The organism is Bacteroides uniformis, from assembly GCF_025147485.1.
GTDB lineage: Bacteria > Bacteroidota > Bacteroidia > Bacteroidales > Bacteroidaceae > Bacteroides > Bacteroides uniformis.
In genome coordinates this window covers 3,123,149-3,137,894 of record NZ_CP102263.1, presented here as the reverse complement: position 1 = coordinate 3,137,894, position 14,746 = coordinate 3,123,149, and the positions used below count along the sequence as shown (strand labels likewise).

Sequence of the window (14,746 nt, the reverse complement as noted above, 5' to 3'; positions counted from 1 at the left end):
ATCCATTGAAGTAACAAAAACAATGAAGATACTACATACCAGCGACTGGCACCTGGGACACACCCTCTACAACTACGACCGCACCGTCGAACAGCAGGCCTTCCTACGGCAACTCACCCGCATAGTAACCGAAGAGCAGCCCGACGCCATGGTGGTAAGCGGAGATATCTACCACTACTCCTCTCCCGCTGCCGCCACGCAGAAGATGTACACCGACGCCATGCTGAACATTCACCAAGCCTGCCCCGAAATGACCATCGTAGTCACCGCCGGAAACCACGACAGCAGCTCCAAATTGGAGATAGACAGCAACCTCTGGCAGCACTTCGGCTTGAACGTTGTGGGAAACATCGAACGTACAGCCGAGGAAGTGAATTTGGACAAGCACATCATCGAGATAAACAATGAAAAAAAGACAAAAGGCTACGTCATTGCCGTGCCCCACGTCTATCCGCAAAACTTCCCCCTGCTGGACACTGAAACACCGCGCGACCAACGGCAGGCACGCTTCTTCCAAGCACTGCTGGACGAAGTGAAGAAACGGAATACGGCACAGCTTCCCGTCGTCCTCATGGCCCATCTCTCCATTGAAGGCAGCGACCGTAGCGGGCACGATGAGAGTATCGGCGGAATAGAGTATGTTCCCCTCAGCGCTATGGGAGAAGGGTACGACTACCTGGCACTCGGACACATCCATTGCCCTCGGGACATCAAAGGCAGTCATCACCACGCACGCTATTGCGGCACTCCCCTCCCCGTCAGCTTCGACGAAACCTATCCGCACTCCGTCTCCATCATCGAGTTGGAGAAAGGGGCAGAGCCACAAATCAGTACAAGGGAAATTGAAAATCCGATTCCGCTCGTCACACTTCCCCATGACCCGACACCTTTCGAAGACGCCTTGAAACTGCTGGAAGAATATCCGGAAGAGAAACCTGCATACCTCCGTCTGAATGTGCTGACAAAAGGCTACCTGCCCCCCGACTGCAACGAAAAAGCCTCGAACGCCGCCAAAGGCAAGGCATGCAAATATTGCTACATCAAGACTACCCGAGAGCGGCAGGCCGACACTGACGAGAGCAAGCCTATCTCCATCCAAGAGATGCAGGAAATGTCTCCCCTGGAAATAGCCAGACTCTACTACCGCGAAACCGAAGGAGAAGAGATGGACCCAGAACTTTGCCAGCTGATGGAGACTGTCATGCAAAAAGTGAAAAGCAAGAACAACTCCTAATCATTTGTCCGGAACATGAAACTCCAGAAACTCACCATAAAGAACCTTGCCTCCATAGAAGATGCCGTCATCGACTTTGAGAACGGACCGCTAAGCGAGGAATCCCTTTTCCTTATCTGCGGTGAGACGGGTGCAGGGAAGACAACCATTCTCGACGCCATCTGCCTGGCACTCTACAACGAAACGCCCCGCATGGACCATGCCGAGAACGAAAAATACAAAGACCTGAGCCAGACTTTCTCTGCCAAAAAGGAAGATGTTGCCATCAACGACAGCAGGCAACTGATGCGCCGTAACACCAGTGAAGCATGGACGGAGCTGGAGTTTACCGGCTCGAACGAAACGCCCTACACCGCCCGATGGTACGTGGCACGGGCACACCGCAAGATTTCAGGAGCCGTGCAAGATGTGCGCTGGACACTGGAAAACAAGAAAAGCGGCGCACAGCTCAACAAAAAGAATGAGATAAAGGCAGAAATACAAGCTGCAGTGGGGTTGACCTTCGAACAATTCTGCCGCACCACCATGCTGGCGCAAGGCGACTTCACCAAGTTCCTGCAAAGCAAGGAAAGCGAAAAATCGGATATTCTGGAAAAGCTGACCGGTACAAGTATCTACTCCGAAATAGGTGCCGAAATATATGCCGCCACCAAGGAAAGACGGACGGAATACGAAAACCAGAACCGGAAGCTGGAAGGCATCCACATCCTGGCAGAAGAAGAAGTCTCCACAATCAAGGAAGCCATAGCCACGCAAAATGCCGGAGTCAAGGAAGCCAATGAGCAGAAAACCACCGCCCTCGCAAAAAGGGACTGGCTGAAAAAATACTCCGAACTCCTCCTCACCCGTGAACAGCAAAAGAAGATGTGGGAAGGGAAGCAAGCGCAACTGCAATCGGACGAATTCAAACAGAAAGAACTGCTGATTAAGGAATGGAACGCCACCGCCGATGCCCGCAACTGGCTCTCTACCTTGAAACAGCAGCAACAGCAACAACAACAGAACTATGCACAAGCCGGGATACTGAGAGCATCCTTTGCCCGGCTGGACGGAGGAAGCAAGTGGCTATGCGGTTTCCTGAAAGAGCAAGAAGACAAGCTGCATCGTGCCGAGAAGTACTTGCAAGAGCATTCGCCCTTACTGCCCATGTTCGAGCAAAGCCAATCCATCATTACCGGCCTAAAATCCGCACTCGATGCCCAAACACGCATCGGCACCTACAACGCGCACCTTGAAAGACTTGCCGCGCAACAACCCGTAAAAGTCAAGGAGCGTACCGACAAGGAAGCTGCCCTCACCCGGAAAGAACAAGAGAACCATACATTGCAAAACGAAATAAACCTCCGGAACAAGCAGCTTGAAACCATGGACCGCCCTGCCCTGCAAGACAAGAAAAACAAACTCGATGCCGGACGGGAGAACCTGCTGCAAGCATTGAGCGCCTTGTCTTTACTGGCTGAAACGGAAAGGACACTGAACGAGGCGAAGGAAAACGAAAAGGCTTTGAACGCCAAAGTGGAGGCGTGCCAAAAGCAATACGTCCTCCTGCAAACGGCATTCGACAGCAAGAAAACAAGTTATGATGACATCCGCACCCTCTACGACAAGCAAAAGGAAGCCGTAGAAGAGTGGGCAAAGGAAACACGCTCCCGGCTTGTCGTCGGGGATACTTGCCCCGTGTGCGGACAAGAAATAAAATCGCTTTGCAAAGATGAAGATTTCCAGTCTGTCCTTGCTCCCATACGCACCTCCCTGGAAACAAAAGAGAAAGAATACAAGGAAACCGAGCAGGCATTGAACAACAACCGGACAGAATCCAATACCTACGGAACGCTGGCAGAGAATGCCCGTCAGTCCACAGCAAGAGCGCTCCGGAGCTACAACCTTGCCCACACTGACGCACAGGCCAAATGCGCCCAATGCAACGGCGTCGGCCTCTCCACAACCACCGGCGAAACCCTGAAGAAGCTACTGGAAGAGAACAAGCTGGAAGCAGACAAACTGAACGAAAAGCTCACGGAAGTTCAAAAGCTCAGCGCACAAATCATAGCTCTGCAACGGCAAAAGGACGAATGCCAAAAACATGTGGACGCTGCACGCCAAGCCTTCAACTCTGCCGACAGAGTGCTGAATGAGCTGAAAAACAGCATCGTCAATTACGAGTCGCTCACCGCCAACGAAAAGGAGAACATACGTGCCACCATGGACCGCGTCACTCCCCACATCCTCTGGGAAGGATGGAACACGGAATGGGAGAACTCCCCCCTCTCCTTTATTGACCGCCTGACGCAAGCTACGCGCAACTACCGTCTGGCGCAGGAAAAACAAAGAGAACTGAAATCCGCCATTGCCCTTATCCACAAAGAGCTGGAAGGGATAAACATCAACAAGGAAAGCATCGATGCCGCATTCCCCGACTGGCGCAACGCACCTGCAGCAACACAGGAAATGGAAATCAAGGACCTGGGGATTGCCTGGAATAATCTGAATACACAAGCAAGCGGACTGAAACAAAGCATATCCTCCACCGCAGAACAAATGGCAAGGCTGCAAAAGGATTTAACCGGGTTCTATGCCGCCAACCCCACTCTCGACGAGGAGCGTATCACCGTCCTATCCGCTTGGTCCGGCTCCCGGATAGAAGCATTGCGTGCCTCATTGCAGACACTTAAAGAGGAAGAAGTAGCTGCATCGACCGCCTTTCATCTGGCCACCGGACAAGTGGAAGAGCACATCAGCCGGAAGCCCGAAATAGAAGAAAACGAGAACCTCGAAACCCTGGATGCACTCATCGCGAATCTCGAAGAAAAGATAACCGTCGGCAACCAATCCATCGGCCAGCAGAAGTTACGCCTGGAAGAAAACACCCGTAACATCGACCGGATAAAGGAAGAAAAGGAACGTGCCGACCGGTTACGCGAAGAGTATCTGAAGTGGGACCGCCTCTGCCGTCACTTCGGTGACGAACGGGGAAAGAACTTCCGCAACATAGCCCAGAGCTTCGTCTTGAAAGAACTGCTGGCAGGCGCCAATTTCTATCTGCAACGCTTGACCGACCGCTACGAACTGGAATGCCAGGCCGGTTCGCTCACCATCCTGCTGCGCGACTTCCATCAAGGAGGTGCGGCACGTCCGGCATGCACCTTATCGGGCGGCGAAAGCTTCCTAGTATCTCTGTCACTTGCCCTCGGACTTTCTTCCCTCAGCCGCCAGAGCCTCTCGGTAGACACACTGTTCATCGACGAAGGTTTCGGCACACTGAGCAGCGACTACCTGAACACCGTTATGGACACATTGGAAAAACTGCACCAGATGGGCGGCAAGAAGGTAGGCATCATCAGTCACGTGGAAGGACTGAAAGAGCGCATAAAGACCCAGATACAAGTACGGAGGATAGACAGTTCAAGAAGCGAAATAAAAGTGGTGAATACCCTCTAAGCTGGTATCGGGATAAAGAAAACGAATGTTTTTTCGGCTCTTGATAGTACAAGCACCTGCATTATTGTGTATTTTTGCAGTCTCATAAAAAAGAAAAGACAATGAAAAAGTTCATGAAAGGAGTCCGGTTTACTCCTAAAAACTATTCCGACGAAGTAGAAGCCAAAATTCAACATTATAAGAAAGAAGGATATAAACTGCCGATGCGAAGCGCACTCCGCACCGAGGAGCAGTTGGCCGGTATCCGCGCAAGCGCCAAAATCAACACGGCCCTGCTGGATTATCTCTCCGAGAACATTCGCGAAGGCATGTCCACAGCCGAAATTGACCATATGGTGTATTGCTTCACCACAGACCACGACGCCATCCCCGCCCCCTTCATGTACGAAGGCTTCCCCAAAAGTGTGTGCACCAGCATCAACGATGTAGTGTGCCACGGCATTCCCAGCACCAGGGAATTCCTGAAAAGCGGTGATATTGTAAATGTCGATGTATCCACCATTTACAAAGGTTACTTTGCCGACGCATCACGCATGTTCATGATTGGCGAAGTCAGCCCCGACATGCAGAGACTGGTACAGGTCACCAAAGAATGCCGTGACATAGGCATACAGACCGCACAGCCCTGGGCACGCCTCGGTGACGTAGGCGCCGCCATCCAGGAGCATGCGGAAAAGAACGGATACAGCGTGGTACGCGACCTCTGCGGACATGGCTGCGGCGTCAAGTTCCACGAAGAACCGGATGTGGAACACTTCGGCAAACGTGGTACGGGCATGCTGATAGTGCCGGGCATGACGTTCACCATCGAACCGATGATTAACATGGGAAGCTACGAAGTCTTTATCGACGAAGCCGACGGATGGACCGTCTGCACAGACGACGGACTGCCTTCTGCCCAATGGGAAAGCCAAATCCTGATTACTGAAGACGGAAACGAAATATTGACACAATAAGGCGGACACTTCAAAACACCTATGGAGATAGTATTACTGATTATAGGGATAATCATCGGAACCGTAGTCGGCTATCTGGCGGCAGACCGCAAGTCTGCCGCACTGAGGGCAGAAATCAGCGGGACAAAGAAGGAAATAGAATTATTGAAGCTGCAGAAGGAAGAAGCCGAAGCGTTGCACAAGCGCATGAACACCGAGTTCGAGAATCTCTCCAACCGTATCTTCCAGAGCAAAGCCGAAGACTTTACCAGGCTGAATACCGAACACCTGGGCAATCTGCTCCGCCCGCTGGGCGATAACCTGAAGGACTTCCGCCAAAAGGTGGAACAAGTATACAGCACCGAAGCCAAAGAACGCTTCTCGCTGGGTGAACGCATCAAGGAACTGGTGGAACTGAACAACCGCCTCAGCGAAGATGCCAACAACCTGACCCGTGCCCTGAAAGGAGACTCCAAAATGCAAGGCAACTGGGGCGAAATGATTCTGGAACGTTTGTTGCAAGCCTCCGGACTGATTGAAGGCGAACACTACTTCCGCCAGGAGTTTCTAAAAGACGAACGGGGCGAAGCCATCATCAACGAGGAAAGCGGGCAGAAGATGCAGCCCGACATCATCGTGAAATACCCCGACGAACGGGAAATGATTATCGACTCCAAAGTGTCGCTGACTGCCTATGCTGCCTACACCTCTGCCGAAAGCAAGGAGGAGCAGGCACACTTCCTGAAAGCACACCTGCAATCTGTCCGCTCCCACATCGACGAGCTCAGCCATAAAGACTACTCGCATTACGACGCCCAATCACCGGATTTCGTTATGATGTTCATCCCCACCGAAGGTGCCTACCTCCTCGCCATCCAAAGCGATGCCCACCTCTGGGAATATGCCTACAACAAAAAGGTGGTACTAATGAGCCCCACCAACCTGATTAGCGCCCTGCGCCTCTCGCTCGACCTTTGGAAGAAGGAGAACCAGGTAAAGAATGTGCAGGCCATCATCAAGCGCGGCACCATCTTATATGAAAAGATTGCAGGCTTTACCGACACCTTCCTCGGTATCGGCGACCGGCTGGCCAGCCTGCAAAGGGATTACGACAAAGCCTTCAACCAGCTCTCGGACGGTAACGGCAGCGTAGTGCGCCAAGCCGAAATGCTGAAAGGCATGAGCCTCACTCCCAAGAAACGCATTTCTCCAAGATTGCTGCCCAAAGATACCATTCAAGAAGAAACAGAAGAGGAAAACGATAACATTCAATAAAACATCCAACATGAAAACTCTGAAAGACCGCATTCTCCTTCACCAAGAACCATTCATACGAGGTCTGTGTCAACAGGAATTACCACCGGAGAAGTAACAGCCATTCTGGCAAATGCACCGATTCATATCAAGGAATAAAGAAAAAGCGACGAAGAATCCACTCCACTTTCTTTCATTAGAGAGGAAATGCCCCGAACAAAAAACTCCGGCAAAGCCCTGAAGGACAAGCCGGAGTTTTTTTTATCTCAAGACGGACAAGGAAGATTATCCGCCAAAGTTATCGAACATCAGGTTCTGAGCCGGAACACCGAGGTCGTCGAGCATCTTCTCAACAGCTTTCGACATCGGACCGGGACCGCACATGTAGTATTCGATGTCTTCGGGAGCTTCGTGGTCTTTCAAGTAAGTCTCGTAAATTACGTTGTGTACGAAGCCCGGAGTATACTTCACGCCCGCTGCATCGGCTGCCGGATCGGGACGGTCCAGTGCAAGATGGAACTTGAAGTTGGGGAAATCCTTTTCAATCTGCAGGAAGTCTTCCAGATAGAACACTTCATTCAATGCACGTGCACCGTAGAAGTAATTCATCACGCGGTCTGTAGTGTGCAGTGTCTTCGTCATGTGCATAATCTGTGCACGCAACGGAGCCATACCGGCACCACCACCGACCCACATCATCTCCTTCTTGGAGTCGAATATCGGATGGAAGTCTCCGTAAGGGCCACTCATGGTTACCTTATCACCCGGTTTCAGGGTAAAGATATAAGAAGAAGCGATACCCGGCATTACATCCATGAAGCCCGGGCCCTGGTCTTTCGGCTTGAACGGAGGCGTGGCGATACGTACCGTCAGCATAATGCGGTCGCCTTCGGCAGGATAGTTGGCCATAGAATAGGCACGGATGGTTTCTTCGTCATTGCGGCACTTCAAGCCCAGCAGACCGAATTTCTCCCATGCAGGCAGATACTCATCACCGATAAGGCTCTTGTCAATGTCCTTATCATAATCCATCGAATATTTAGGAATCTTAATCTGCGCATAAGAACCCGGAACGAAATCCATGTGCTCGCCTTTGGGCAATGCAACGATGAACTCTTTGATGAACGTAGCCACATTCTTGTTGGAGATAACCTCGCACTCCCACTCTTTTACGCCCAGTACGCTTTCGGGAACCTTGATGGCCATATCGCCTTTCACTTTCACCTGGCAACCCAGACGCCAGTGATCTTGTATTTGCTTACGGCTGAAGTGCGGAGTCTCAGAAGGCAAGATTTCACCCCCACCTTCCATTACCTGGCATTTGCACTGTCCGCAGGAACCTTTACCACCGCAAGCGGAGGAAAGGAACACACCGTTTACAGACAGCGTATTCAGCAATGTAGAACCGGAAGCTACGTCCAGTTCCTTGTCGCCATTGATAGTCAGTTTTACATTACCCGAAGGCACCAAGAAATTCTTGGCAACCAGCAGGATAACAACAAGCAGGATGACAACCACGAGGAATACTCCAATGCTTGCTAATATCATATTCATATCCATTGTTTTATTCCTTTCTTTTAGATGTTCAAACCAGAGAAACACATAAATGCCATTGCCATCAGACCTACAGTGATAAACGTGATGCCCAGTCCTTTCAGTGGAGCCGGAACGTCAGAATAGGCCATTTTCTCACGGATGGCAGCCAAGCCTACGATAGCCAGCAACCAACCGATACCGGAGCCCAACGCATAAGAGACAGCATCAGCAATGCCACCGATGAATTTCGGGTCGCTCTCACCCAGCGTGATGCGCTGCTGCATGAAAAGGGAAGCACCCATGATGGCACAGTTTACAGCAATCAGCGGCAGGAAGATACCCAGTGAAGCATACAGCGAAGGGCTGAAACGCTCTACAATCATTTCCACCAACTGAACGATAGCTGCGATTACAGCAATGAAAAGAATAAAGCTCAGGAAGCTGAGGTCAACGCCTTCAATGATTGCGTTGGCAGCCAGCACCTTGGTCTGCAATAAATAGTTGACCGGAAGCGTAACCACCAACACGAAAGTTACGGCGATACCCAGTCCTACGGCAGTCTTCACATTCTTCGATACGGCAAGGTAAGAACACATACCGAGGAAGAACGCGAATATCATGTTGTCCACAAAAATAGAGCGGACGAATAAACTTATTAAATGTTCCATATCTCTTCGATAAATTAAGAATTAAAGAATTAAAGAATTAAAGCAATGAGAACTTGTACTGCAGCAGAGCAGCCCATTTTTCATTCTTTCATTTTTCATTCTTCATTTATTTATTACTGCTTTTCCTGCAATTCTTTGTGACGTGCACGCTGATACCAGATGATGCAAGCGCAGAGAATCAACGCCATTGGCGGCATCAGCATCAAGCCGTTGTTCACATAGCCCAACTTCTGCAGAGGTTCATAGTTCAAGATGTTGAAACCGAGCAGCGTTCCCGAACCCAGAAGCTCGCGGAAGAAGGCTACGATTACCAGAATCTTGGCATATCCCAAACCATTACCCACACCGTCAAGGAAAGATTCCCAGGGACCGTTCTGCATGGCAAATGCTTCCAAGCGTCCCATCAGGATACAGTTGGTAATAATCAGACCTACATATACAGAAAGCTGCACACTTACATCGTAAGCAAAAGCTTTCAGAATCTCACTTACAATAGTTACCAACGCGGCAACAACCACCAGCTGAACGATGATACGGATACGGTTGGGTATCGTCTTGCGCAGCAGTGAAATCACTACATTGGAGAATGCTGTAATCACCGTCACTGAAAGACCCATCACAATGGCAGGCTCCAGTTTGGCAGTAACAGCCAAAGCAGAACAGATACCCAATACCTGCACGGTAACGGGGTTGTTCAGTCCCAGCGGAGTAGAGAATACTTCTTTATTCTTCTTTGAAAACAATTGTCCCATATTCTTATTCCTCCTCATTATTATTAGTTAAAAAGTTCTTGTAGCTGCTCAGACAAGCCTTCAACATGGCATCCACACCTACAGAAGTGATGGTACCACCGGAAATGCCGTCCACCTGATAGTCAGGTTTCTCTACCTTACCGTTTTTCACAACACCGAGGACTACCTCGCCGTTCTCCAACGTTTTCTTTCCGGGGAACTCCCCCTGGAAATGCGTGCTGGCGATTTCGGCACCCAGACCCGGAGTCTCACTGGCATGAGAGAAGTAAACACCATAAACGGTATCCTTGTCGCTGTTCAGCGCAACATATCCCCAGATAGCGCCCCAAAGACCGGCACCGTAAACGGGAAATACATATTTCTTCTCACCGTCAACCTCTGCCACGAATACGTGCAGACGGTTATTTTCTTTGGCTTCCTTCTCGTAAGCGGTAGCAAATGCACCGGTATTCTCTGTCAGAGTACCGTCAACGTTCATCAGCATATCGCCCTTTACATATTTATTATATTCAGCTTCGGCATCCTTCACGTCCTTGATGTTGAGTGCAGCAAGAATCTGCTTCTTCGTGTCAAGTTCCACATTCTTGTTCTGCGTCTCGCGCAAGGAAGAACTTACGAATGCCAGCAGGAATGCAACGATAACAACCATTACCGAAGCATAAATGATAGTATAACTATTACTATTGGTATTCATTTCTTTTCCGGTATTTAATTGTTAGACTTGATTGCACGTTTCTCGCGACGGCTGATGTTACCCTGTACCACACAGTAGTCAATCAGCGGAGCGAAGATATTCATCAGCAGGATGGCAAGCATCATACCTTCGGGGTAACCGGGGTTGAGCACACGGATAATGATAGCCATGGCACCAATCAGGAATCCGAAGATATACTTACCGGTCTCTGTACGTGCCGATGTAACGGGGTCGGTAGCCATGAACACGGCACCGAAGCAGAAACCACCCAGCACGAGGTGTTCGTACCAAGGCATCTGTGCCATCGGAGTGTCGGGACCGATTGCATTGAACACCCATGCCATGAAGGCACCGCCTACGAATACGGAGAACATCGTCTTCCAGCTTGCAATACCCGTCCACAACAGCAGAATGGCACCCAGAGCGATGGCGATAACGCTTGTCTCACCGATAGAACCCGGAATAAGGCCGGTCACCATGTCCCAGGAGAACTCCGGAACGGCGCCCGAGGTAGCGGCTGCACCCAACGGAGTAGCTACCGTCAGACCATCTACCGACTGTCCCAGACCGAAGATACTGTCGCCCGATACCCAAACGGCATCACCGGACATCTTCGTAGGATAAGCAAAGAATAAGAATGCACGGGTAATCAAAGCTACGTTGAACACGTTCATACCCGTACCACCGAATACTTCCTTAGCAAAAATTACAGAGAATGCAGTAGCCACCGCCAGAATCCACAGCGGGCAATCTACCGGAACAATCATCGGAATCAAGATACCGGAAACCAGGAAACCTTCCTGAATCTCCTCCTTCTTCCACTGAGCCACTACGAACTCAATGCCGAGACCTACTACATAAGATACAATGATTTTTGGCAATACAGCCAGAAAACCGTAGATGAACATTTCCCAGAAGCCTCCGGCAGCACCGGTAGCGTGGAAATGCTGGTAACCTACGTTATACATACCGAACAGCAGCGCCGGTACTAACGCAATGACCACCATCGACATGATGCGTTTGCTGTCAATGGAGTCGTGAATATGCGTTCCCGATTTCGAAGTGGCATTGGGCACGAACAGGAATGTTTCGAAGCCATCAAACACCGAACGAAATGCGTGGAATTTGCCGCCTTCCTCAAAGTTCGGCTTTATCTTGTCGAGATAATTTCTTAACGCTTTCATTAATATATTTACGATTTTACGATTTACAATTTACGATTTGCCATACGCCCCGATTATGCCATTTCGGCACGAAGCATATCGAGCCCTGCACGTACGATGCGCTGCACTTCCACTTTGGAAGAACATACGAATTCGCAGAGAGCGAAGTCTTCGGGAGCTACTTCGTAGATGCCCAGAGCCTCCATACGGTCGATGTCACCTGCAATGATTGCTTTCACCAAGTATTCGGGGAAGATGTCCATCGGAAATACGCGGTCGTATTCGTTGGACATAATCATGTGACGTTCACCACCCTTGATACGGGCATCTATCACATATTCCTTCTTGCCCATCAACCAGCTGAAGTAAGAGCGGTTGACGCTGAACTGATTGAAACGCGGCATAATCCAACCCAACATTTCATGGATTTCATCTCCTTCGGGAATAACGGTCAATTGGCTGTCGAAAGAGCCGAGGAAGCCGTTCGGAGAAACTTTCTTACCGGTCAGCACGTTGCCGCTGATGTAGCGGAGGTCTTTGTCGGTAGTCACGTTACCTTTGAAAACGTTCGTCAATAGAGCGCCGACTTTCAGCTTGCAATAAGCGGGTTTCAACACTTCGGAACCCGTTACAGCCACCGTACGGGTCATGTCCACACGACCGGTATTCATCAGACGTCCGATGAAGAGTACGGCTTCGGCACTGATGGTCCAGACCGTTTCACCCTTCACTACCGGAGAGATGTGGTTAATCTGTACACCCACGTTGCCTGCCGGATGTGGTCCGTCGAAAGCTGTTACGGTAACGTTCTTTGCCTGCACAAGAGCAGCAGACTTTTGTTTTACACTAATACCCAGATACGTCTTTGCCATCTTTGACAAAGCGTCGAGTCCCGTCTGGAAGTTTGCTTCTTCTCCCTTCAGCGCGAATTCAAAATCGGGAGCCAGCGGATTGCTGTCGAAAGCCGAAATGAAGATAGCTTTCGGAGTTACCGTCGGATCAGCGATAACGTCGTACGGACGTTGGCGGATGAAAGCGAACATACCTGCTTGCAAAAGAGCTTCTTTTACTTGCTGGCCGCTCATCTTGGACGGGTCCATCTTGCCGAATTCCTCATAGTCTTGCTCAGTGGCAGCCTCTACGACGATGTTCAGCACCTTGCGGCGTGCACCACGCTCCACGCTTGTCACTACGCCGCTAACGGGCGAAACAAATTTCAATTCAGGATGATTCTTGTCGATAAACAAGGGTCCCCCGGCCATCACATATTCCTGCTCTTTGACCACCACTTTCGGAGTGATGCCTGTATAGTCATCGGGAACCAGCGAATAGAATCCCGGTTCCTTAACAGACACAAGTTCCTGGGCAGCAGCGCCTTTCAGGTTGATGTCAAGGCCTTTACGTAACTTAATTACATTTGCCATGCGTTTATTTAAAATAATGGTTTCATTAATTTGCCGCAAAAGTAGCAAAAAAGAACGTGAATAAAGAGTAAAAAAGAAAGGAATTACGGAGAAATTTCCGTAATCCCTTTCGTTAACGAACACGAGAACAAGGATTAGGGGTTAAGAATTAGGGATTAATACCCTGCGGAATCATAGTGCAGCCCACTAATCCTTAATCCTTAATCCCTAACCCCTAATCCTTATCATCACTTTTCTTCAGCGAACATCGGGTCCCATGCCGGCAGGCAGACGGGCTTTTGTTTAAACAGTTCCATCACTTTGGCGGGAACATACTTTGTCTCCACTACCAGACGGAACATGTATTCATTGAACCACTCGTCGGTCATGATGAGATGTCCCTGATAACCGGAAGCGGCTCCCCAACTGTTCTCTACCATCCATTTTACGGGCTTTCCGTCTTTGTTCAAGTCAACGGCCATCAAGGTCATGGCGTGGGAAGAGCCACTGGAGAAAGTCTGGATACGTTGCTTCTTGTCCATCCCGAAGGTGGTGCCCATCAGTGATTCGTAGTCATAGTTTTTCACATCGAGCAGACCGCGTTCGGAGTTCAGGAACTTGCCCACATCGCAAGAGAAGTACATCATGGTGCTGTCCTTCAAGGAGGCAATGGCCATCTCTTTGATGTCCTCTACGGGCAGGTTGACATAAGTCCAGTTCTTGCCGTCGTAACGGTGGCGGTCATAGTCTATTTCATAGCACTTGTAATACTCGCGACTGGGGTCGTTCATCAGCATTACGTAGTTGGTCAGCAGTTGTTTGTCTCCATATTTCTCAAGGAAAGACATGGGAGTGTGATGCTCTGTCTCCACAGGATTACCCTTGGCATCGTGGCGGACATAGTCGAACTCCGTGGGAGGTACACCGAGGTTCAGCACCAGCATGCGGTAGATGGTTCCGAGCATCGTAGTTTTCTCCTTCTCCAGAGCTTCGGGCTTGGCACCGGCGGCAGCCATGTCACGCAGTTGCAGACCATACTCTTTCAGCTTCAGAGAGATGAGGTTGGCCATGCGGGAGGTATTTTCACTGCTGTTTGTTTCGGGCATGGCATCTTTGGGAACAAGGCCGTATTTGGAAACAATGTCGGCCACACCGGTAAAGGTACCCCCATCGCTCAGCGGATGCTGGAAGAGCCATTCTACGGTCTTATCAGTCAGGGGACTCTTGGAGGTGTCGATGATGCCTTGCAAGAAGAGGTTTGCCTTCTCCAACTGGTCCCAGAAGAAGGGATAGACTTCGGAGAACTCGAAAGACTGGAAACCGTATTCGGCAAGAGTCTTGGCACGCATCACATTCAGCCCCGTAAACAGCCAGCAGCGGCCAGACGACTTCTGGTCGGTGATGCCTTTGGATTCTACCTTGATGGAGAAGTGGGTATCCATGCCCTGCATATTCTCCTGGTTGAGTGCCAGTTTACGGATGTCATTATTGCCTATGGCATTGCGGAGCGCCTTGTCGGCAGCCGTGCCTTGATAACTTTGCTTGATTTGTCCAAGCATTTCGGGGCTGATACCCCCTTTTCCCTCTTGTGCCTGCACAGAGAACAGTGCGGCACTCAGAACAATTACAGATAAAAATCGTTTCTTCATTCAGATTATGTGTTTTTAGT

General features: G+C 50.1%; 11 protein-coding genes. 4 read left to right on the top strand and 7 right to left on the bottom strand.

What is annotated here, in order from left to right:
* Positions 1-22: 22 nt before the first annotated feature.
* The 4 genes from NQ510_RS12395 to NQ510_RS12380 all read left to right on the top strand — a co-directional run bounded on the left by NQ510_RS12395 (position 23) and on the right by NQ510_RS12380 (position 6,882).
* A complete protein-coding gene (locus NQ510_RS12395; protein ID WP_005828333.1) occupies positions 23-1,234 on the top strand; it encodes an exonuclease SbcCD subunit D in 1,212 nt (403 codons plus the stop codon).
* Positions 1,235-1,249: 15 nt separating this feature from the next.
* On the top strand, positions 1,250-4,672 hold the full coding sequence (locus NQ510_RS12390; RefSeq protein ID WP_005828331.1) for an AAA family ATPase: 3,423 nt from the start codon (positions 1,250-1,252) through the stop codon (positions 4,670-4,672).
* Between the two features lie 101 nt (positions 4,673-4,773).
* Positions 4,774-5,628, top strand: a complete 855-nt coding sequence (gene map, locus NQ510_RS12385; protein ID WP_005828329.1) for a type I methionyl aminopeptidase — start codon at positions 4,774-4,776, stop codon at positions 5,626-5,628.
* A gap of 21 nt (positions 5,629-5,649) precedes the next feature.
* A complete protein-coding gene (locus NQ510_RS12380) occupies positions 5,650-6,882 on the top strand; it encodes a DNA recombination protein RmuC (RefSeq protein WP_005828327.1) in 1,233 nt (410 codons plus the stop codon).
* Between the two features lie 264 nt (positions 6,883-7,146).
* Here the strand turns inward: NQ510_RS12380 and nqrF are convergent, their stop codons facing one another.
* The 7 genes from nqrF to NQ510_RS12345 form a co-directional block, all read right to left on the bottom strand.
* Positions 7,147-8,421 carry an NADH:ubiquinone reductase (Na(+)-transporting) subunit F gene (gene nqrF, locus NQ510_RS12375; RefSeq protein ID WP_016272690.1) on the bottom strand — a complete coding sequence of 425 codons (1,275 nt, stop codon included), beginning with the start codon at positions 8,419-8,421 and terminating at the stop codon, positions 7,147-7,149.
* A 17-nt stretch (positions 8,422-8,438) separates the two neighbouring features.
* On the bottom strand, positions 8,439-9,065 hold the full coding sequence (gene nqrE, locus NQ510_RS12370) for an NADH:ubiquinone reductase (Na(+)-transporting) subunit E (RefSeq protein ID WP_005828321.1): 627 nt from the start codon (positions 9,063-9,065) through the stop codon (positions 8,439-8,441).
* Positions 9,066-9,178: 113 nt separating this feature from the next.
* Complete coding sequence (locus NQ510_RS12365) at positions 9,179-9,817, bottom strand: NADH:ubiquinone reductase (Na(+)-transporting) subunit D (RefSeq protein WP_005836455.1); 639 nt, start codon at positions 9,815-9,817, stop codon at positions 9,179-9,181.
* Between the two features lie 4 nt (positions 9,818-9,821).
* Positions 9,822-10,511 carry a Na(+)-translocating NADH-quinone reductase subunit C gene (locus tag NQ510_RS12360; RefSeq protein WP_005828316.1) on the bottom strand — a complete coding sequence of 230 codons (690 nt, stop codon included), beginning with the start codon at positions 10,509-10,511 and terminating at the stop codon, positions 9,822-9,824.
* A 14-nt stretch (positions 10,512-10,525) separates the two neighbouring features.
* Positions 10,526-11,695 (bottom strand): NADH:ubiquinone reductase (Na(+)-transporting) subunit B, encoded by a 1,170-nt coding sequence (locus NQ510_RS12355; protein WP_005828314.1) that lies wholly within the window; start codon positions 11,693-11,695, stop codon positions 10,526-10,528.
* A 53-nt stretch (positions 11,696-11,748) separates the two neighbouring features.
* Positions 11,749-13,098 (bottom strand): Na(+)-translocating NADH-quinone reductase subunit A, encoded by a 1,350-nt coding sequence (locus tag NQ510_RS12350; protein WP_005828312.1) that lies wholly within the window; start codon positions 13,096-13,098, stop codon positions 11,749-11,751.
* Between the two features lie 227 nt (positions 13,099-13,325).
* A complete protein-coding gene (locus NQ510_RS12345) occupies positions 13,326-14,726 on the bottom strand; it encodes a C1 family peptidase (RefSeq protein WP_005828311.1) in 1,401 nt (466 codons plus the stop codon).
* Between the last annotated feature and the right edge of the window lie 20 nt (positions 14,727-14,746).